A 17,440-nucleotide genomic window follows, 5' to 3' on the forward strand; every position below is an offset into this window, starting at 1 on the left:
ATATGAAGTTTTGAGAACTTCGAAAAAAAACCATTCATACTGAAATGTGCATACCTCCGGGCAGGGCAATTCGGGCTTTGATAAGCGTTTCGGGACTGATTTCTGCCAGATTGCAAAAGGAGAGTAAGGTTTTGTCGTCTTCTAAAATAACATCCAAGACACCCCCCAAAAGCTCGGGTTCATGGGCGCGTTTTTTAAGATCATTTAAAGAAAGCCCACTTTGGTTGACGAATTGATTTAAGAGTTCCTCATGTTTTGCCAAAAAGGCGAGTGCTTGAAGTGCTAGAGTTTCTGCATGCTTTTGATCCACTAAACAATTCCTTCTTCCAGTGCAATTTCTTCTCTGGCCTGATCATGGCAGTTTAGAAGCGCTTTTTCAAGTCGATGTTGGCTGCAATCAATTTGTATTTTTTCAAGATCAAAATGTATTTTTGAAATAAGCCCCGCATCCCCGGCACTTGAGAAATAAATGCTTATGACCATTTGTGCATAAGCTTCTGCTGCCTCTTCATCATAACCCAAAATATCTTGGGCAATCCAAAGGCCAAAAAGATGATTTCGCCTTGACGTGACCCGAAACATCATCTCTTCATCGTGATGATATTTGGCCTCAAAAGCAAGCTTGCGCTGATTAAATCCGTCCACTCATAGCCTCCCATCGGCATTTTATTTTTGTGAGTGCATTCTACTGAAGTTCATTTTAGTATCAAGCGACAAATTCATAAAGGGGAATAATTGTGGCGGAAAATGAGATCGACTTTGGATATGAACGCATTCAAAAAAAAGAGAAAGCGGAGCGTGTGAAATCACTTTTTCGAAATGTGGCCTCCAAATATGATTTGATGAATGATCTCATGAGCGGGGGGCTTCACCGAATTTGGAAACATGAATTTGCGAAGGCACTTCCTTATCGTGGTGGAAATACTTATCTTGATGTGGCTGGCGGTACCGGGGATATTGCGACTCTTATTTTAAAAAATCTTGAGAAATATGGACTTCAAGGACGTGTGATTATTTCTGATATTAATGAAGGAATGCTTGAGGAAGGATTACGTCGTGCACCAAATTTGTCGTTGGATTGGACCTGCGGAGATGCCGAATCCTTACCGTTTCCTGATAATTTTATGGACGTCTATACCATTGCTTTTGGATTGAGAAATGTCACTGACAAAAACAAGGCCCTTCAAGAGGCTTTCCGCGTTTTAAAACCAGGTGGAAAATTTTATTGCCTGGAATTTAGCAAAGTCCGGGATTGCCTCAGTCCTTTTTATGACCTTTATTCTTTTAAAATCGTCCCTAAAATTGGCAGAATTGTTGCTCAAGATGAAAATGCCTATCGCTATTTGGTGGAAAGTATTCGCATGTTCCCTAATCAAGAAACACTCAAGTCCATGATTGAGAACGCTGGGTTTCAAGCGACCAGTTACAAAAACCTCTCTCAAGGCATTGTGGCCATTCATGAAGGACGGAAAGGTTAGTTCATTTCCCTGTATTGGCACAGCCTTGAGCTTGGGGGGGATATTTTCTAAACGACTTTGGAACACCATTATTTGGCACAGATCTCGCATATAAATCATCAAATGAATAAGAAAGATGGAGAAAAAGAGAGTGGTTGATTCGGTTTCAAGCCCAACATCTTCAATGAGCGTCACAAAACGTGACAGTGGCGCTTATGGCATGACTCAACGCAAAATGGGTGATGCTGAGATTGATGCGGCAGCTATTGCCGATGGTCCTATTGAAGTTGCAGAAGCCCGTACAAAAATTATTCAAGAGAAAATTGATGGTGTTAAAAAACGGCGAGATGTTCTCCATGATCTCAAGCCAGATCTTTTGGCTTTGTCGAAAACTGTAGATACTCTGCGAGGCATGAGTAAAGCCTCAGGCGTCGAGAATGTCTTTGATAAGCGACTTGGAATGGCTTCTGGACTCGTCTCAAAACTTGATCAGACTTATGTTGCGGTTAATACACAAGATGGTGCAAGCGTTCGCTCCTTTGACATAAAAATTCAGCAACAAGCTTCCTCAGATGTTTTAACCTCAGGCGCTTCGCTTTATTATGGAGATACAACCACAGCCTTAGGACTTGCTGCCGGAAATCTTTCTATTAATGGATCTTCTGTAGCCATTACCAATACCATGAATTTGACAGATGTCATGAATGCCATCAATTCGTCTCCCATCTTTACGGTGCAGGGTGTACAAGCCCAAATTCAAACGACAACACTCTTGGGTGTTACTTTTAATCGCCTCAGTTTAACGCCTCAAATGGGTGGAAAACTGACCATTAGTGATGATCAGGGATCTGCTATAAAAAACGCGCTTCACTTTGTAAATAATGAATATACCTCGTTAAATCTGACGGGAAACTTAGTTATTGATGGCAGAACGATTGCCATTGATCCCAGCATGACAATTTATGATGTCAGAAACGCGATTAGAATTGAGTGTTCTCAGCAACTCAGTCAGCCAGCAACCGCAGATGTTGATATTCGCGGAAATGGCGATTACAGATTATTTGTCAGCCGAAAAGACACGGGGGCCCCCCAATGTCTTTGGTGGGGACGGACCCCAGTATTCTTTCAGCTTTTGGATGGACTCTGTCCGGATCTGGAAAGAGCGCGAATGATTTAAGTGCACAATATTCCATTAATTACGGGGATGGGAATTGGATTGACAATACCAGCACCACCAATACCATAGATAATATAATAGATAAGGTATCGTTGACGATTACGGGTGTGACACCTAATGGTGAACAAGTCACGGTCGGTGTTGAGCCTTATTTAGATCAGATTAAAAGTCGTATAGTAACATTTGTGGATCTTACCAATAAGGTTTTGGACTTCCTCAATAAGCAAAACGAACGTGGCCCAGACGGAAAACCCGTTAAAGATGCTCTTTTGGCAGGAAATAATTTCTTACGCGACCTGACGCATAAAATTCGTTCGAGTATTAATATGATTGTTCCTGGGATTCAAAGTGGAGAATTGCAATCGCTTCAAGATTTGGGAATTAGTTTTAAAAAGGATGAGGATGGTTTTCATTTAAAACTCGATGATTCCCAATTGAACAAGGCCCTGAACACGAATCCAGATCAAGTAAAGCAAGTGTTAGCGTTTCGATTTCAGACAACAAATTCCTCTTTCTTAATGCCAACTTCTCCTCAAGCGCTTGACGGTGGTTTGGGAGGAAAAAACATTGGCGTGAGTGTCACAAATCAAGGGGGAGTGATCTCAGCATACTATACATTGAATACTGTAAATTATCCGGCTAATATTGATTCTAAAGGAACAATTACACCCCAAGACGGAACGCCTTTATCATCACTTTCTCCAATTTACCTCATGCCCTCTGTTTATAATAGTTTGAGCGTTGGTGATACACAATCTACAACTATAACAATAACTCAAGGTATTTTAGATGTTTTGGGTAATAGTTTGAAGGGAGTTGTACAAAAGGGATTGTCTGTGGGCGGAAAAACGCTTGTTCAAGCAGGTTCTTATGAAAATGAAGATAAACGCATTGGTGATGATATTCAAAAAGATGAAATAAAGATTGAAAAAATAAATGAAAAAGCTGAAAGAGAGCGTGAAAAAATTCTAAGGCAATTTGAGCGTATGCAGGGGATTCTTGAAATGGCCAAGCATATGCGTGCTATGATTGCGTCTTATTTTGCAGCTCAAAACAAACAAAATTAAACAACAGGGAGAATGGAAATGTCTTATGCAACAAAACTTTATCAAAAAAACAGCACAAACCATGCTCAAGCTATTGATCTGGTGATTGATATCTATGATGAGGCTGTGAATGCCCTTGAGGAGGCGCTTCAAGCCATCAACGACAATCGCATTCAGGATCGTTTTATGGCAACTGAAAAGGCACGTAAATATTTAATTGGGCTCAGTTCGTCTCTTAATAAAAATAATGAGGAAACTCAAACTTTATCAAAGACTCTCGAAAACTATTACGTTGTGATCAATGATCTTCTGACGCGCATCAATGTTTACAATAAACCAGAAACCTGTCTTGCTGCTATTCAAAGCCTCAAAGAGATGGCGGAATGCTGGCGCGAAGTTAAATCCACGGCGCAAGAGGAAGTTTCCCCTCAAATCTAGATTTAAAAAATACGAATTTTCACAATTTATTAATTTATTTTTTGTATCCTAATAATAGAAGTTGGTTTTATTTTAATTCTGTTGTTGGGAGAGAGCTATGGATCAAAATCCAGCCCTGGTGGTGTTTAACCGGACTTTTGATGAAGCGAATAATATGCTGTTGGAAGCCCGAGAATATGTAAAATTTTATGCAGCTAGAGATGTGCAACATTTGCCACCTATTGAGCGCCTTAAGGTCAGCTGTGAAGCTATGCGCGTCACAGCGCGCCTGACCCAAATCATGGCGTGGCTTTTGATGCAAAAAGCAATCCGCGCGGGCGAAGTGTCAAAAGAGGATTACATTACAGAAGATGCGCGCCTTTTGGTGGGGGGCACGTGTTTAGACACGTCGTCTCAAGAGGATTTGTCAATTCCGCCACGTTTGCGCGATCTTTTGAAGCAAAGCTATGCCCTCTATCTCCGTGTTCAGCGATTGGATGAACGTTTTCGTGGGAAAGATACTCTCTCTGCAGCCGTTCCTCATCAATCTGGAGCCAGCTTCTTGAGCTTAATTCAATAGCTTAATCGTTTGCAATTGTTTTTTTCAAATAAAAGTCAATAAATTCAATCTCTGGGGCGAGTTATTGGCTTACTTCATTTCCTTTTTTTCAAAGGGTGCAAATAATAGCGTTATTTTTTCTACTTTCTCTTTTGTGGATGTGCTGTCTCCTATCAATAAGCTAAAGACATCGGGGTATTTATTTGTCAGAATGTCATAAATTACAGATTGAGATCCAATGTTTTTTGAAATTTGTTTTTTGTTTTTGTAGATTTGTTCCCATATATATTTAAAATTAAGACTTAAAGATTTAAGAAGTAATTTAGGAAAAACAGCTTTTTTATTGATTTGAGTTTGAAGGGCGTTGAGCGTTGAGATGTCCAATTGAGGTTCTTTCATTTCCTGAAGACATGCAATGGATTTTTCAAAGTCTCCTTGATAAATATAAAGTGCAGATTGGAGCTCAAGAAGACCGCCTTTTTCAATTGCAATATCAAATTTTAAACCTTCTGATTCATAAGGCAATTCTATCTCTTTCTTCTTCTTTTGATTTTTAAATTCCTGAAAAATTTCAGAAAGATATGTGTCTGCACGTGCAAGCTGACAGATATCTCCAGATTCTAAAATGGCGGTTACAATATAATACTTAATTTGAAAATGTAGCAGAGAATTTGAGTTTTTAGCGTTTTCTAATGCTAATTCTAAATATTTGAGAGCATCAGAATATTGACAATTATCAATCAAATCAGAGGCGATAAACATGAGCTCACAAGGATCCCCCTCTTTTAAAAGTTGAGCGCCTTGAGTCAATATCTTTGTATTTTGTTCTCTTTGTCCGTCGATATGATAAAAATTTGATAGTGTTTGGGTGTAATAACGAATATTGAAACCTTTTGTATTAGGGTAAAAGGCCAGAGTATAGTCCGCTAATTTTGTAAGATTCTCAATGTTGGGTTTGTTTTTCCTGGTATTGCAATAAATATTCAGGAAATTGGTTAGCAAGATGGTTTGCGCCCCGAGAGTGTATTCAGCATCTCCATATAGGGCCCACAAAGGTTGATCTGCAAGATAAGCAAAAGAAGATTTGAGTTGAGAATGGTCACGGTTAAAAGCATTTTTATTAATTAAATCGTAAAGGCGGTTAAGAAAACAAGAGTCAAAGGTTGTGAGTGCAGTTTTTGACTCCAAATCTCCTGCGAGCGTTAACAATTTAAGGGCCATTAAATGGAGCTGCATTCCTTTGTAGAGTTGGGAGTTTTTCATTAACTTGCCAATTTCTTCGTAATTAAAGTGAGTGCTTTTAACTACCAATTTCAAGATGTCTTGAAGTTCAGGGGAAACTTTCACGACAGAGGCCGCAAACCCAACGGCTTTTTTGTCAAAAAGGTCGATCCGAATGTATTTTTTCGTAAGGCCTTTCTTGTAAGGGGCAAATTTTTCGATAGATTGAATTAAGTCTTTGAAGTCTTCTGGAGTTTCACTTTCTGGGGTAACATCAGTTGTTGTCATGTTAGGAGTCTGAGGCAGAAGAATCTTGGGATAATTTTCAATAGGAAATTTTTCGGCCAACTTATTATAGGCCCAAATGAAATTGCGAGGATTGGAAAAAGCCAATTTGCTCATAAATTTAGGCTGTTTTTTCAAAAAATCGCTATAATCCAAGCTCAGTTGACGCCAATGTTTGCAAGTCAGTTGGATTGTAGAAAAATCTTGAAACGACATGAAGGAGAAGATTAAATGTTGTAGATCTTGGGGGAGATTCGAAAGTATGTTTGAATATTGTTTAAGCTCTTCAGACGTTAATGGGGTAATTTCTTTTCCAACAACTTTGGTTTCATCATCATTCAGTACAAAATCAAGTTCGGAATGACCTGTTTTTGCACGGGGTGTGGTAACCCTCTTTTCGTTGTTATTATTATTGTTATTTGGGTCCTTAGACGAAGAGGATACGTTTCCTGCATAAACGGATTGAGGGGCCACCAGAAGCGCTATTAATACGAGAGAACTTGAAGAGAATTTTAATAATTTTTTCATAACACAAATCACCTTTAAAAATAAGATGATAAAACATAATTAAATGTGATTGAAAGTCAATTAAAAAATTAATTAAATGCAAAAAGTCATTTTATTGCATTAAGGTTATTAATGCCATTTCCAAAAAATATTTAGCATAATCAAAATCAGCACATTGCCATCCCGGCGGAAGGGGGATCCATAAAATGGTTTTTTTCACCATGAATCCCCGTTTTTGTGTGGAGATATAGCGGGGATGAGGAAACACCACGTTATTTAATAGATAAATGGTATAAGTGGATGCTCGATATTTCAAAGAATGAAATCTGGAAAATTTATGACATCGTTAGAAAAAATAATCTCATCATACATATGTCACCGTGTCTTTTGGTTATCTGATGATGAATCGTGAGAGTTAAGTTTCCGCCTTCTATAATACCTGCGCGCTTGAGCTTTGCTGGCGCTTTTAAGTTTTTTCTGGGGACCCTCTCCTAATGCAGTGCGCACAGGCAGGATGACTCGAAACTTCCGATAAAAATCGAGATCTATAACTTGAGCCATGGTATCCTCCTTTAAATAATGGAAATTCCTATTCACTGTCTTATAGTGTTACTCTAGCAAAATAAGATTAAGAAATTTCTAGCGAAGGGTTTAAAAAGCGTTTATTTGAAAAATATTTCCGGATTCCTTGCGTTCTCCTTAAGACGCTGTTATAAGCTTGGCTTAAGATGTAGCCAGGCGAAGGGGCAAACCCCGGGCATGCCGACCTACAGTTTATGATAAATCATTATTTTTGGAGACAAAAATGCCCAAGTTAAAAACGAAAAGCAGCGTAAAAAAGCGTTTTCGTCTTACCGGCACCGGTAAGGTTATCACCGCTCACGCAAAAAAGCGCCACGGTATGCGCAAACTTTCCCCTCAACAACGCCGCGCGCTTCGTGGCACAACGACGATGTCTGAGTGCGATGCGAAGATTGTTCGTCGTTTTATGCCTTATGGTTTATAGGAGGTTAGGTTATGGCACGCGTTAAACGTGGAGTGACGGCACATGCACGTCACAAAAAAATCATTGCGATGGCAAAAGGCTATCGTGGTCGTTCAAAAAATTGTTTTAGAATTGCCGTTCAACGAGTCGAAAAAGCATTACAATATGCCTATCGGGATCGTAGAAATCGTAAGCGCGATTTTCGTGGACTTTGGATTCAACGGATCAATGCGGCAAGCCGTATGCACGGTTTAAACTACTCTCGTTTCATCAACGGCCTTATCAAGGCTGGAATTGAAATCGATCGTAAAGTTTTGGCTGATATTGCGGTGCGTGAACCCAAGGCTTTCAAAGCCATTGTGGATCAAGCTCAAAAAGCTTTAGCTGCTTAATATAAAAGATTTATCTTTGAAAAAACACCTTAGGCGCAAATCGCTTGAGGTGTTTTTTTGTGGGGGAGGGCTCAATAAAATGCACTCTATATTTATATGGGCAATTGAAAAACTTGATTTTTGAGAGAAAATTTCGTACTGGATAAATATAAGGTGGTTAATTATGTTTTTTAAGATTGACGGCCTCGCCATAGCTTCGTTTCTGGCGGGTAACGTTTTTTATGCCCCTCACGCCACCTTTTGGCTCAATGCAATATTTCCAATTTCGTCAAGGGCTTTATTTGTTTGCGCTCCTTTTTTCTGAAGTTCTGCACTGAGAATTTCTTCAACAAAGGAAAGGGCTTCTTCCACGACTTTTTCTTTGAGTTGGTTTTTGGCCGTCTCTTGGGCAATTTGAATACGCTCGTGGGTGGATTTTTCTTTTTGAGTCAGCATATCTGTGAGCTCTTCCTCAATGGAGCGTTTAAGATCAATGGCATCTGCTTCTGCGCGGGAAACAATCTCTATCGCTTGTTGCATGGCCGCTTCATGCTTAGTTTGATAGGTGTGAAGAAGGCTTAAGGCTTCATCATGAAGGCGTTGGGCTTCAGACAGTTGCTTTTCAATACGATGAGTTCGCTCATCAATCATTGTTATGAGCTCTTTCCAGGCGCGCTTCCCTAAGACTGCGAGCAACAGAATAAAAGAAATTAGAACCCAAAATTCAGGAGTTTCAAACATCATTTCCCTGCCTTGCTAATACGTTTTTGAAGTTCACCTTGGGACAACTCAAGATTGGCGACTTTTGCGAGAATCGTTTGTGCCACCCCCAACGAAATACCATGAAGATCTTTTTGTGCGGCCACTTTGGCTTGATGAAGCTCTTGTTCGGCACGCCGCATTTTTTCCGTTACTTTCTCGATGATTTCTTTTTGGCGCTTCGTAAAATCAATATTTACTTGATCGGCCATTGCCTTATATCTCTCACGGGCTTCATTGCGGGCTTGCTGGAGTGTGGATTCATATTCGGCCAAAAGCTCCTCGGCTTTGTCGCGATGAATATGAGATTTTTCAGAAAGTTTTTGAAGGACGCCGGCGCGATTCTCAATGACCTTGGTGATTTTAGGGGTCGCGATGTAAGAGAGAATAAAATAAAGTACGATAAAACAGACAAAGAGCCAAAAAAGCTGAGATGGATATGTTGTAAAATCCAATTGTGGCATTTTTAAACTCCTTGTCTTTTATCTGGTTTTCTTATTTGAAAAGGATCAAGAACGCGATCAAAAGCGCGAAAAGGGCCACCGCTTCAGTGAGTGCGAATCCCAAAATACCCATAGGAAATACTTGCTCACGGGAGGAGGGGTTCCGGGCGATTGCGCTGATGAGAGATGAGAAGATATTCCCAATTCCAATTCCGACACCACAAAGCGCAAAGACGGCGAGTCCTGCCCCAATAAAACGTGCTGCTTCCATATCCATTTTTTGTTTTCTCCTTCTGGTTAATAGTTAGTGTAGATGAATCGCATCATGTAAATAAATACATGTGAGAATGGTAAAAACATACGCTTGCAAAAGTGCAACCATGACCTCAAATGCCGTCAGGGCCGTATTGACAACCAAGGGTGCCACGCCGAATAGGCCTAAGGCGACTGTAAATCCCGCAAAGACCTTGAGCATGGTATGTCCCGCCATCATATTGGCAAATAGTCGAACCGACAAACTGACAGGACGGGAGAGGTAGGATAAAATTTCAATCGGGATGATAATTGGCGCCATAAAGACGGGGGCCCCTTTGGGGAAAAAGAGTGAAAAGAAATGAAATCCATGTTTGAAAATTCCAATCAACGTTACGGCTAAAAAGACCAGCATCGCAAGGCCAAAGGTCACGATAATATGGCTTGTATAGGTGAAGGAATAGGGCACCATCCCTAAAAGATTTCCCATGAGGATGAATATGAACACGGTGAAGATCAGAGGGAAATAGGAGCGTCCTTTAGGGCCTACATTCTCATTTAAAAGGCTCGCCACAAATTCATATGTCATCTCTGAGAGCCCCTGCCAACGGCCTGGGATGGCCTTGGATTTCATCATACCACCTACTAAAAAGAGAGTGGAGGCGAAAACAGCCAAAACCATGAAGAGGGACGAGTTGGTAAAAGAAACATCTATGCCAGCAATCTGAAGGGGCATAATCGTGTGAATCTCAAATTGATGAAGCGGATCTGCCATTTTTTCCTCTTCTAATCCCTCGTTATTTTTGTTTTTTTGTTAATGCTCGGTAGACATTTAGCATGCCTGCGCCAGAACCCAAAACAAAAAATGCAATTAATCCCCAAGGTTTTGTGGAAAATGCCCAATCGATGAGAAGTCCCACACCTATACCCACCAAAACCCCTGAAATAAGCTCGATTCCCACGTTGAGAAGCACTCCCATTGAGGACTCTGGCTTTTCATCCGTGGGCTTTTTACCCTCAAAGGCATCAAGTTTTGCCTTTAAATCTTCAAGGTCTTGTTTTTTTGTCATAAGTTTTACCCTGTGTTGAGCGGAAACATAAGTCCCCACAACTTACTTGTCAAGGTGGGGAGAGAGGAGATTTTTCAGATGCTCAAACACGTTTAGCATGACGATGTAGAGTGTGTTATTTTTGAAAGCGTGTAATCTATATTGTGAATGAAAGTTGGGTGTAAATTCTCATAAATTTTCATCACTTACAAAACTCAAGGGGAGTAAGAATTGATTATGACAGCCCTAAAATTAAAGCCTGATTCCATATTTGATAAATTGGTCGATACAGTTCGCACCTCATTTGCATCTTCTGATTTTTATGGAGCCGTTCATCTTTTGGATGGAGACAAAACTGTCATTGAGAAAAGTAGAGGTTGGCAAGATTTTAAGATGACCTTGCCGATTTCTCCAGAGATGCTCTTTCCTGTGGCCTCTATTACGAAAATTTTTACGGGCTTTCTTACTCTAAAATTATGGGAAGAGGGAAAATTTGATTTAGACGCCCCACTTCTTAAGATTTTTCCTAGCACTCACGGTTTTTGGGCCGGAGCCCCCCCTCCAAATTGGACGGAACGTGTGACACCTTATCACTGTTTGACGCATAGTTCTGGAATTCATTGCTATGCTGACACAAAAGCATTTTATGAAGGAAAGGCCAGAAAAGATGATGTCTCCAGAAGAGCTGGCGCGATGGATATTTTCGATGCCTAAAGATTTTTCGGAAGGAAAGAAATTCTCCTATGGAAATTCAGGCGTCTCACTGATGGGAAGGCTTATTGAGGCATTTGAAAAGATGCATTTAAGTGATGCTTTTCAAAAACGAATTTGTGCTCCATTGCGCCTTAAAAATACGTTTCTTCCCGTGCAGGGAAGCCGTCAAAATCCAGGTGCAAAGCTTGAAAATTACGCTTATGGGTTTGGCGTTGATGATTACTTTGATCCTCAGGGTAAGCACATCCTCAAGCCATCATCCGATTGGACTTTTTCGGTCGCCTATGCCAGTTGGGGACTCATTTCAACAGTAGCTGATTTGGGAAAGTTTATGAGAGCATTAGTGCAAGAGAAGATTTGCAAAGAGGTGACATTAAAAAAAATGTTCACCCCTCTCCTCCAAAATTATGGCTGGGGCATCAATATACTGACTCAGAATAATGCCACAGTATTTTACCACAATGGTGGATTTGATGGCGTCAGTTCAACGCTCAGATATTATCCCGAAAGGGAAATGACCCTTGTTATTTTATCTTCAACACGAGTTACGCAGTTTGCAGCAAAAGGGTGGGAATCTAAGCGAAAGACATGAGTTTTGTTATTTCTCTAGAGATATCATGCTTAATAACATCCCACTGCTGCTGATAAAAAGAGAAGCCTCCAGCAAGTCGTCTTTTAAATCTTTGAATCCAAGCCGAAATGGCAAGAAATATATGATTTCTTTGGGCTCGTCCCGTGCGAGACTGACAGCGTTCAAGACCGCATGTTTGCTTTAATTCCCGATGATAAACTTCGATTTTCCAACGCGATTTCATGACCAGTTCAATATGATCACGAGAGGGATTATCCCTATTGGTTCCGATATAATCCGTGCGACCGTTTTTGGCAACAAACCGGAAAACAGTAATCCATCCATATCCGCGTAAGTGAACTTTCAGTCCTTCATCTGGAATGTCCAGCTTTTCAAGAGTTTCTCCACGATTCACTTTCCTGTTTTTCTTCAACCCCATCACCCATGTCCAGCCTATGGATTCAATGGCCTTCAGATTATTCAAGCTCGAGTACCAAGCGTCTGCAACCACGTCATCCGGATTTATCCCTCTGTCTTGAGCCAGCTTTAACATTTCCCTGAAATGGTCATTCTTGCTTTTGCCATCGCTGGCTTTATCATAAATACGATAATCAACAGGAATAGAGTCATGACTCCTCAGGCCATGCCATACCAAATTGACAAGACCTATCCCCGCAATAACATCATGGGCATTCCCAGAATACTGATAATGCACAAGCTCTATCTTCTCGCTCCGATTTTTATCCAAAATTGTATCGTCACATACTAAAAAACAAGGTTCTTTCTTGTTAATAAGAGATTGAGTAAGATTCCACACTCCGCTCGGACGCAATGCACTAGAACTCAACCATCGATTGACGCTGTCATGCGACAATGGAATCGGTGACACCTCCGAAAGTGCCAACCCTGAATAGCGCACACTGCTGGCTTGTAAAAATGAACGATAAAGTGATTTTGTGCATTTGTGTCGAGACATCATTTCTTCTCATTTAATAAATATTCCCTCTCACCTTATCTCTTCTCTCTTCTCCTGCAAACTGCGTAACTCGTGTTCAAGCAATATTGACTATGGTATTCTCAAAAACAGAATTTGGAAAGAGCAAGTAAAATCTCCTTATGAAACCGCTTCAGAAATTGAAGATCGATTATATCGAGAGAGCCCACTTTTGCAAAAAATTGAAGATCAATTCTCTATCTATGCTCTTGCAGATAATCTTCAGCAAATTTTGATGGGAGCAACATAAACAAACGGGTAGGGGAGGGCTCTATCGGCTCCTATACAAAAATAGTGTTTTCCCTGTGAGCAAAATCTGTCCGTAAAGAACTTGCAGACTATTCAAAATAAATTTTCTTGAATTTTTGTTTTTTAAAATATATAAATATTTCATAATTTAACTTTAAATTAGTTTTTAATATGTATGCGGCCCAACTTTTAATAAAATTAATTATTGTTTTTCAAATGCTTTCAGGCGTGGCCCAAGCCGTGCGCCATAATCCTCCGTCAACTGAAGAAGACAGCAAAAAGCTTGCTTTACAATTTCCTGCAGTGGGCAGGTTGGATCATTATATCGAACATAATGGGGAAAAAATTACCACCTATTACGGGACAGCAAGTCTGGTCAAAATTCCAAACTGTCCAGAGGAGCTTTTAGGTCGATTGATTCTTTCTAATAAACACGTCCTGGAAAAAATGTCTCAAAAAGAGACAAAGATGGACTTTGTTCTTGAGAAGGAGAGGGGGGGGGGGGGCGGTTTCCGTAGAGTTACAAGGATACTATCCCTTTCCTGATTTCCAAGTCAAATATTGTTGTGATTTGTTTTCAATGAGTTTACCTCGGGATATCGCTATCGGTGTGTTGAAATCCCCTATTCAAAACATTGTACCTCTGCCCTTGTGCATGGAGCCGAGATATCCATTAGTTGAGAAAGACCTTGTCTTGACTGTGATTGGGTGTGGTCTTTTTGGACGTACGGACGCCGAATTTCTTTTGGCCTCAGATGGGCAAAAGAGAGCCTTTCAGTTTAAATCGGTAGAGTTTTTGGACTCTTCTCTGGCAGTCCCGCATTCCACAGGAGTTCCGATTCAGCGTTTTCGCAATGTGGGCACTATTCTTTCCTCCGAAGAGCGCCTTACAGGGGAAATTGAAATGGGAGATAGCGGGGGGCCCGTTATTATGACCTACAACAACTCTTCTCAGATTGTAGGTCTGGTTTCTGGTGGAAATGACCATAATATCCCTCCCAGTCAAAAGGATTCTTTACGGTATAAACATGGAAAACATTTCTTTTCCCATTTTTTGCCCTCGGCTTATCCGGTCCAGACGTGTTCTTGGGAGATGGAAAAATTATTACGGGGAAATGATTTGGATTTATCCAGACATCATATTCCCTCTCGCCAACGCTCCCTTCCCATTACAGAGGTTTATGAATGGATCCCTGGGGCTTTCGATGTTTTCTCAAGTTCGTCTTTTCTCCAGAAGCTTCAAGGAATCTGCAAAAAGCGGGACTGATGAGGCTTTTATTGACAGATAAGCGTCTTGATATCCCTATCATTAGGACGCCATACAATCGCTTCTATTTCGATGAAAAAAATCTATTATTTTTAAGTGAGAAAAAAGCATTTTAAGATTTTAATTGCCCAAAAGTGTTGACAATCTTGCGGGGATTTATTAAACATTAAGCACTCTTGATAAGAGAGTGCTAATTTAAGAGCAACAGTCATTCTCAAAACAAAGGAGACATTATGAAATTTAGACCCTTACACGATCGCGTGCTTGTACGTCGTATCGAAGCTGAAGAAAAAACAGTCGGCGGAATTATCATTCCTGACTCAGCAAAAGAAAAACCCATGCAAGGCGAAATCGTCGCTGTTGGATCTGGGCACCGTCAAGAAGACGGAAAAGTCACTCCACTCGACGTGAAGTCTGGTGACAAAGTGCTTTTTGGCAAATGGTCCGGCACGGAAGTCAAGATTGGCGCAGAAGATCTTCTCGTCATGAAAGAGTCCGACATCATGGGAATCATGGAATAATTTTAATTTAAGAAAGGAATAAAACAATGGCTGCAAAAGACGTCAAATTTAGCGTTGATGCCCGCGAGCGGATGCTCCGTGGCGTTGATATTTTAGCTGATGCTGTAAAAGTCACATTAGGTCCAAAAGGTCGTAATGTGGTAATTGAAAAATCATTCGGCTCCCCCCGTATCACAAAAGACGGTGTGTCTGTTGCAAAAGAAATCGAGCTTTCAGATCGCTTTGAAAACATGGGCGCGCAAATGCTTCGTGAAGTAGCGTCCCGTACGTCTGACCTTGCTGGAGACGGTACAACAACTGCAACCGTTTTGGCACAAGCCATCGTTCGTGAAGGTGTTCGCGCTGTTGCGGCAGGTCTCAATCCAATGGATTTGAAGCGTGGTATTGATATGGCAGTTGAAGCTGTCATTTCTGATGTAAAACAACGCTCCCGCTCCGTATCCACAGCTGCTGAAATAGCACAAGTCGGAACAGTTTCTGCCAATGGCGAAACCGACATCGGTGAGATGATTGGCCGCGCGATGGAAAAAGTCGGTAAAGAAGGCGTGATAACCGTTGAAGAAGCGAAATCTCTTGAGACCGAACTCGATGTGGTTGAAGGTATGCAATTTGATCGCGGATATCTCTCCCCTTATTTCATCACAAATCCTGAGAAAATGGTTTGCGAGATGGACAATCCTTATATCCTTCTTCATGAGAAGAAATTGGGTGGATTGCAACCTCTCTTGCCTTTGCTTGAGTCCGTTGTTCAATCCGGCCGCCCTCTTCTCATCATTGCTGAAGATGTGGAAGGTGAAGCTTTGGCAACACTCGTTGTCAACAAGCTCCGCGGTGGTTTGAAAGTTGCGGCGGTGAAAGCTCCTGGTTTTGGCGATCGCAGAAAAGCAATGCTTGAAGATTTAGCGATTGTGACCGGTGGCCAAGTTATCTCTGAAGATTTGGGGATGAAGCTTGAGAACGTTCGTATCGATGCTTTGGGATCAGCTAAACGCGTTGTGATCAACAAAGACGAGACTACAATCATTGATGGCTCTGGCAACAAGCAAGACATCGAAACACGTTGCAATCAAATCCGTGCACAAGTTGAAGAAACATCCTCTGACTATGATCGCGAGAAGCTCCAAGAGCGTTTGGCGAAATTGGCAGGTGGTGTTGCAATCATCCGCGTTGGTGGTGTGACTGAGCTTGAAGTAAAAGAGCGCAAAGATCGCGTTGAAGATGCAATGCATGCAACACGTGCCGCTGTTGAAGAAGGCGTTGTTGCGGGTGGTGGTGTAGCGCTTCTTTATGCAACGCCAGTTCTTGCAGGCTTGAAACCCGCGAACGACGATCAACGCGTAGGTATCGATATTATCCGTCGTGCGCTGCAATCTCCTGTGCGTCAAATCGCGCTCAATGCGGGATCTGATGGATCTATTGTTGTTGGAAAACTCCTTGAGAGCAAAGACACCAACTATGGTTACAACGCACAAACTGGCGAATATTGCGACATGGTGAAATGCGGTATTATAGACCCGACTAAAGTCGTGCGTACAGCCATACAAGATGCAGCTTCCGTGGCCGGGCTTTTGATCACAACAGAAGCTATGATTGCCGAAAAGCCTGAAAAAACGCCTGCAATGCCAAGCGGTATGGGTGATATGGGCGGTATGGGTGGTATGGGTTTCTAATCCATTTTCATATCCAAAAGCTTATCGAAAAGGCGGCCTTAGGGTCGCCTTTTTTTGCATAGAAAATTTTCATAAAAATCAACTTAATGGGAGGTATAAAAGAAGTTAGAAGTGCAAGTAAGCTCCCTTTTTAGGGGGTGAAAATTAATAATTACAAACTGTTAGAGGTATTAATCATGAAAAAAACATCTATGACTTTATTCCTGTCTTTGGTTGCCCTTTCTATCTCACCCAACCTTGAGGCAAAGAAAGACTATGCAAAAATGAATCTTGAAGATGCAAAGAATCTTATTACAGCTAAAAAAGCGACCTACGGCATACTTCGTGAGGATGTACAGGCTCTTTATTTTGCCCATTTGAATGCCCTAAGCAATCATGGCGTTAGTCTAATACTGGATTACAAAGATGAAATGTTAATGGCTCTTACTGAAGTGCAATTGTTCTTAGCCAATCGGGAAAAAGCACAAGCCTTTAAACTTTCTCAACTTTCTCAACTTTCCAAAACAGGTGATCAAAAAGATGAAAAAGTAGATGAAAAAGTAGATGAAAACCCCTCAAGTCTAAAAAAAATCTCGTAAAACATGGGAAAGTCTTGCTCAACAAATCAATGAAGCCAGAAGGCGCTATCCTGATGCTGTTGGCTCTGTGCCGATTGAGGTTCCACCATCAACTTTATTAAAATCATTTCAGGAATATAACTATACAGACCTTATAAAAAAATCCGATCGAAAAAATATTCTTGAGGGTACGTTGGTAAGATTAGGTGGTGCAACAAGCCTTGCAGACTACATTGTTAAAAAAAAATTAGTAAATGCTCAGATTCGTGATTCATTTTTATACCCCTCCAAAAATGAAACTGAAAAACCCAGTTAGAAAAACTCAGTTAGTAATTTAAATAGCCTATCGAAAAGGCGGCCTTAGGGTCG

The 17,440-nt window shown here is 41.0% G+C and carries 24 protein-coding genes; 15 read left to right on the forward strand and 9 right to left on the reverse strand.

The window, feature by feature from the left end; all coding sequences use genetic code 11:
• Positions 1-34: 34 nt before the first annotated feature.
• Positions 35-310 carry a DUF3572 family protein gene (locus tag Bealeia2_RS05200; RefSeq protein WP_331256061.1) on the reverse strand — a complete coding sequence of 92 codons (276 nt, stop codon included), beginning with the start codon at positions 308-310 and terminating at the stop codon, positions 35-37.
• Positions 310-645 (reverse strand): DUF1476 domain-containing protein, encoded by a 336-nt coding sequence (locus tag Bealeia2_RS05205; RefSeq protein ID WP_331256062.1) that lies wholly within the window; start codon positions 643-645, stop codon positions 310-312. Before Bealeia2_RS05205 ends, Bealeia2_RS05200 begins: the two co-directional genes overlap by 1 nt.
• A gap of 89 nt (positions 646-734) precedes the next feature.
• Here Bealeia2_RS05205 and ubiE point away from each other — a divergent pair, with 89 nt between their 5' ends.
• The 5 genes from ubiE (at position 735) to Bealeia2_RS05230 (ending at position 4,677) form a co-directional block, all read left to right on the forward strand.
• Positions 735-1,478 carry a bifunctional demethylmenaquinone methyltransferase/2-methoxy-6-polyprenyl-1,4-benzoquinol methylase UbiE gene (gene ubiE / locus Bealeia2_RS05210; protein WP_414437862.1) on the forward strand — a complete coding sequence of 248 codons (744 nt, stop codon included), beginning with the start codon at positions 735-737 and terminating at the stop codon, positions 1,476-1,478.
• Between the two features lie 115 nt (positions 1,479-1,593).
• Positions 1,594-2,634, forward strand: coding sequence for a hypothetical protein (locus Bealeia2_RS05215; protein ID WP_331256064.1), 1,041 nt, complete (start codon positions 1,594-1,596; stop codon positions 2,632-2,634).
• Complete coding sequence (fliD, locus tag Bealeia2_RS05220; protein WP_331256065.1) at positions 2,550-3,701, forward strand: flagellar filament capping protein FliD; 1,152 nt, start codon at positions 2,550-2,552, stop codon at positions 3,699-3,701. The genes Bealeia2_RS05215 and fliD overlap by 85 nt, the downstream gene beginning before the upstream one ends.
• Before the next feature lie 18 nt (positions 3,702-3,719).
• Complete coding sequence (locus Bealeia2_RS05225) at positions 3,720-4,118, forward strand: flagellar export chaperone FliS (RefSeq protein ID WP_331256066.1); 399 nt, start codon at positions 3,720-3,722, stop codon at positions 4,116-4,118.
• Positions 4,119-4,215: 97 nt separating this feature from the next.
• Positions 4,216-4,677: a DUF1465 family protein gene (locus Bealeia2_RS05230; protein WP_331256067.1), complete on the forward strand. Its 462-nt coding sequence runs from the start codon at positions 4,216-4,218 to the stop codon at positions 4,675-4,677.
• 69 nt (positions 4,678-4,746) lie between these two features.
• On the opposite strand, the gene Bealeia2_RS05235 is transcribed toward Bealeia2_RS05230, so the two are convergent.
• Positions 4,747-6,690 (reverse strand): F-box protein, encoded by a 1,944-nt coding sequence (locus tag Bealeia2_RS05235; RefSeq protein WP_331256068.1) that lies wholly within the window; start codon positions 6,688-6,690, stop codon positions 4,747-4,749.
• Between the two features lie 784 nt (positions 6,691-7,474).
• Here Bealeia2_RS05235 and rpmI point away from each other — a divergent pair.
• Positions 7,475-7,675, forward strand: a complete 201-nt coding sequence (gene rpmI, locus Bealeia2_RS05240) for a 50S ribosomal protein L35 (protein ID WP_331256069.1) — start codon at positions 7,475-7,477, stop codon at positions 7,673-7,675.
• An 11-nt stretch (positions 7,676-7,686) separates the two neighbouring features.
• Positions 7,687-8,046 (forward strand): 50S ribosomal protein L20, encoded by a 360-nt coding sequence (rplT, locus tag Bealeia2_RS05245; protein ID WP_331256070.1) that lies wholly within the window; start codon positions 7,687-7,689, stop codon positions 8,044-8,046.
• A 228-nt stretch (positions 8,047-8,274) separates the two neighbouring features.
• On the opposite strand, the gene Bealeia2_RS05250 is transcribed toward rplT, so the two are convergent.
• From Bealeia2_RS05250 to Bealeia2_RS05270, 5 genes are read right to left on the reverse strand one after another with little or no spacing between them, the layout of a single operon-like run.
• Entirely contained in the window at positions 8,275-8,769 is a 495-nt protein-coding gene (locus Bealeia2_RS05250) for an ATP synthase F0 subunit B (protein ID WP_331256071.1), read from the reverse strand.
• Positions 8,766-9,248: a F0F1 ATP synthase subunit B family protein gene (locus tag Bealeia2_RS05255; protein WP_331256072.1), complete on the reverse strand. Its 483-nt coding sequence runs from the start codon at positions 9,246-9,248 to the stop codon at positions 8,766-8,768. The genes Bealeia2_RS05250 and Bealeia2_RS05255 overlap by 4 nt, the downstream gene beginning before the upstream one ends.
• Before the next feature lie 31 nt (positions 9,249-9,279).
• A complete protein-coding gene (locus tag Bealeia2_RS05260; RefSeq protein WP_331256073.1) occupies positions 9,280-9,504 on the reverse strand; it encodes a F0F1 ATP synthase subunit C in 225 nt (74 codons plus the stop codon).
• A gap of 27 nt (positions 9,505-9,531) precedes the next feature.
• Positions 9,532-10,254 carry a F0F1 ATP synthase subunit A gene (locus Bealeia2_RS05265; protein ID WP_331256074.1) on the reverse strand — a complete coding sequence of 241 codons (723 nt, stop codon included), beginning with the start codon at positions 10,252-10,254 and terminating at the stop codon, positions 9,532-9,534.
• A gap of 22 nt (positions 10,255-10,276) precedes the next feature.
• Entirely contained in the window at positions 10,277-10,549 is a 273-nt protein-coding gene (locus tag Bealeia2_RS05270; RefSeq protein ID WP_331256075.1) for an AtpZ/AtpI family protein, read from the reverse strand.
• A gap of 216 nt (positions 10,550-10,765) precedes the next feature.
• Here Bealeia2_RS05270 and Bealeia2_RS05275 point away from each other — a divergent pair, with 216 nt between their 5' ends.
• Together Bealeia2_RS05275 and Bealeia2_RS05280 are read left to right on the forward strand one after the other, a co-directional pair.
• On the forward strand, positions 10,766-11,242 hold the full coding sequence (locus tag Bealeia2_RS05275; RefSeq protein ID WP_331256076.1) for a serine hydrolase domain-containing protein: 477 nt from the start codon (positions 10,766-10,768) through the stop codon (positions 11,240-11,242).
• The gene (locus Bealeia2_RS05280) at positions 11,196-11,834 is read left to right on the forward strand and encodes a serine hydrolase domain-containing protein (protein WP_331256077.1); all 639 of its coding nucleotides are present in this window, start codon (positions 11,196-11,198) and stop codon (positions 11,832-11,834) included. Before Bealeia2_RS05275 ends, Bealeia2_RS05280 begins: the two co-directional genes overlap by 47 nt.
• Here the strand turns inward: Bealeia2_RS05280 and Bealeia2_RS05285 are convergent.
• Entirely contained in the window at positions 11,818-12,789 is a 972-nt protein-coding gene (locus Bealeia2_RS05285; RefSeq protein WP_422388038.1) for an IS701 family transposase, read from the reverse strand. The two genes, Bealeia2_RS05280 and Bealeia2_RS05285, sit on opposite strands and share 17 nt — an antisense overlap.
• A 438-nt stretch (positions 12,790-13,227) precedes the next feature.
• On the opposite strand from Bealeia2_RS05285, the gene Bealeia2_RS05290 reads away from it, so the two are divergent.
• The 6 genes from Bealeia2_RS05290 (at position 13,228) to Bealeia2_RS05315 (ending at position 17,387) form a co-directional block, all read left to right on the forward strand.
• Complete coding sequence (locus Bealeia2_RS05290; RefSeq protein WP_331256078.1) at positions 13,228-13,602, forward strand: hypothetical protein; 375 nt, start codon at positions 13,228-13,230, stop codon at positions 13,600-13,602.
• A gap of 148 nt (positions 13,603-13,750) precedes the next feature.
• Positions 13,751-14,323 (forward strand): hypothetical protein, encoded by a 573-nt coding sequence (locus tag Bealeia2_RS05295; RefSeq protein ID WP_331256079.1) that lies wholly within the window; start codon positions 13,751-13,753, stop codon positions 14,321-14,323.
• 233 nt (positions 14,324-14,556) lie between these two features.
• A complete protein-coding gene (locus Bealeia2_RS05300) occupies positions 14,557-14,844 on the forward strand; it encodes a co-chaperone GroES (protein WP_331256080.1) in 288 nt (95 codons plus the stop codon).
• Positions 14,845-14,870: 26 nt separating this feature from the next.
• Positions 14,871-16,514 carry a chaperonin GroEL gene (gene groL, locus Bealeia2_RS05305; protein WP_331256081.1) on the forward strand — a complete coding sequence of 548 codons (1,644 nt, stop codon included), beginning with the start codon at positions 14,871-14,873 and terminating at the stop codon, positions 16,512-16,514.
• Positions 16,515-16,651: 137 nt separating this feature from the next.
• Positions 16,652-17,092, forward strand: a complete 441-nt coding sequence (locus Bealeia2_RS05310; RefSeq protein WP_331256082.1) for a hypothetical protein — start codon at positions 16,652-16,654, stop codon at positions 17,090-17,092.
• 67 nt (positions 17,093-17,159) lie between these two features.
• Positions 17,160-17,387: a hypothetical protein gene (locus Bealeia2_RS05315; protein WP_331256083.1), complete on the forward strand. Its 228-nt coding sequence runs from the start codon at positions 17,160-17,162 to the stop codon at positions 17,385-17,387.
• Positions 17,388-17,440 lie beyond the last annotated feature (53 nt).

The organism is Candidatus Bealeia paramacronuclearis (assembly GCF_035607555.1).
GTDB classification, from domain to species: domain Bacteria; phylum Pseudomonadota; class Alphaproteobacteria; order UBA9655; family UBA9655; genus Bealeia; species Bealeia paramacronuclearis.

Excerpts from the sequence above, each read along its gene's own strand:
- Bealeia2_RS05230 (WP_331256067.1), top strand. The coding sequence starts at position 4,216 with ATGGATCAAAATCCAGCCCTGGTGGTGTTTAACCGGACTTTTGATGAA.
- groL (WP_331256081.1), top strand. The coding sequence starts at position 14,871 with ATGGCTGCAAAAGACGTCAAATTTAGCGTTGATGCCCGCGAGCGGATG.
- Bealeia2_RS05225 (WP_331256066.1), top strand. The coding sequence starts at position 3,720 with ATGTCTTATGCAACAAAACTTTATCAAAAAAACAGCACAAACCATGCT.
- Bealeia2_RS05215 (WP_331256064.1), top strand. The coding sequence starts at position 1,594 with ATGGAGAAAAAGAGAGTGGTTGATTCGGTTTCAAGCCCAACATCTTCA.
- rpmI (WP_331256069.1), top strand. The coding sequence starts at position 7,475 with ATGCCCAAGTTAAAAACGAAAAGCAGCGTAAAAAAGCGTTTTCGTCTT.
- Bealeia2_RS05250 (WP_331256071.1), bottom strand. The coding sequence starts at position 8,769 with ATGATGTTTGAAACTCCTGAATTTTGGGTTCTAATTTCTTTTATTCTG.
- Bealeia2_RS05285 (WP_422388038.1), bottom strand. The coding sequence starts at position 12,789 with ATGTCTCGACACAAATGCACAAAATCACTTTATCGTTCATTTTTACAA.
- fliD (WP_331256065.1), top strand. The coding sequence starts at position 2,550 with ATGTCTTTGGTGGGGACGGACCCCAGTATTCTTTCAGCTTTTGGATGG.
- Bealeia2_RS05275 (WP_331256076.1), top strand. The coding sequence starts at position 10,766 with ATGACAGCCCTAAAATTAAAGCCTGATTCCATATTTGATAAATTGGTC.
- Bealeia2_RS05290 (WP_331256078.1), top strand. The coding sequence starts at position 13,228 with ATGTATGCGGCCCAACTTTTAATAAAATTAATTATTGTTTTTCAAATG.
- rplT (WP_331256070.1), top strand. The coding sequence starts at position 7,687 with ATGGCACGCGTTAAACGTGGAGTGACGGCACATGCACGTCACAAAAAA.
- Bealeia2_RS05270 (WP_331256075.1), bottom strand. The coding sequence starts at position 10,549 with ATGACAAAAAAACAAGACCTTGAAGATTTAAAGGCAAAACTTGATGCC.
- Bealeia2_RS05300 (WP_331256080.1), top strand. The coding sequence starts at position 14,557 with ATGAAATTTAGACCCTTACACGATCGCGTGCTTGTACGTCGTATCGAA.
- Bealeia2_RS05255 (WP_331256072.1), bottom strand. The coding sequence starts at position 9,248 with ATGCCACAATTGGATTTTACAACATATCCATCTCAGCTTTTTTGGCTC.
- Bealeia2_RS05265 (WP_331256074.1), bottom strand. The coding sequence starts at position 10,254 with ATGGCAGATCCGCTTCATCAATTTGAGATTCACACGATTATGCCCCTT.
- Bealeia2_RS05280 (WP_331256077.1), top strand. The coding sequence starts at position 11,196 with ATGATGTCTCCAGAAGAGCTGGCGCGATGGATATTTTCGATGCCTAAA.
- Bealeia2_RS05260 (WP_331256073.1), bottom strand. The coding sequence starts at position 9,504 with ATGGATATGGAAGCAGCACGTTTTATTGGGGCAGGACTCGCCGTCTTT.
- Bealeia2_RS05235 (WP_331256068.1), bottom strand. The coding sequence starts at position 6,690 with ATGAAAAAATTATTAAAATTCTCTTCAAGTTCTCTCGTATTAATAGCG.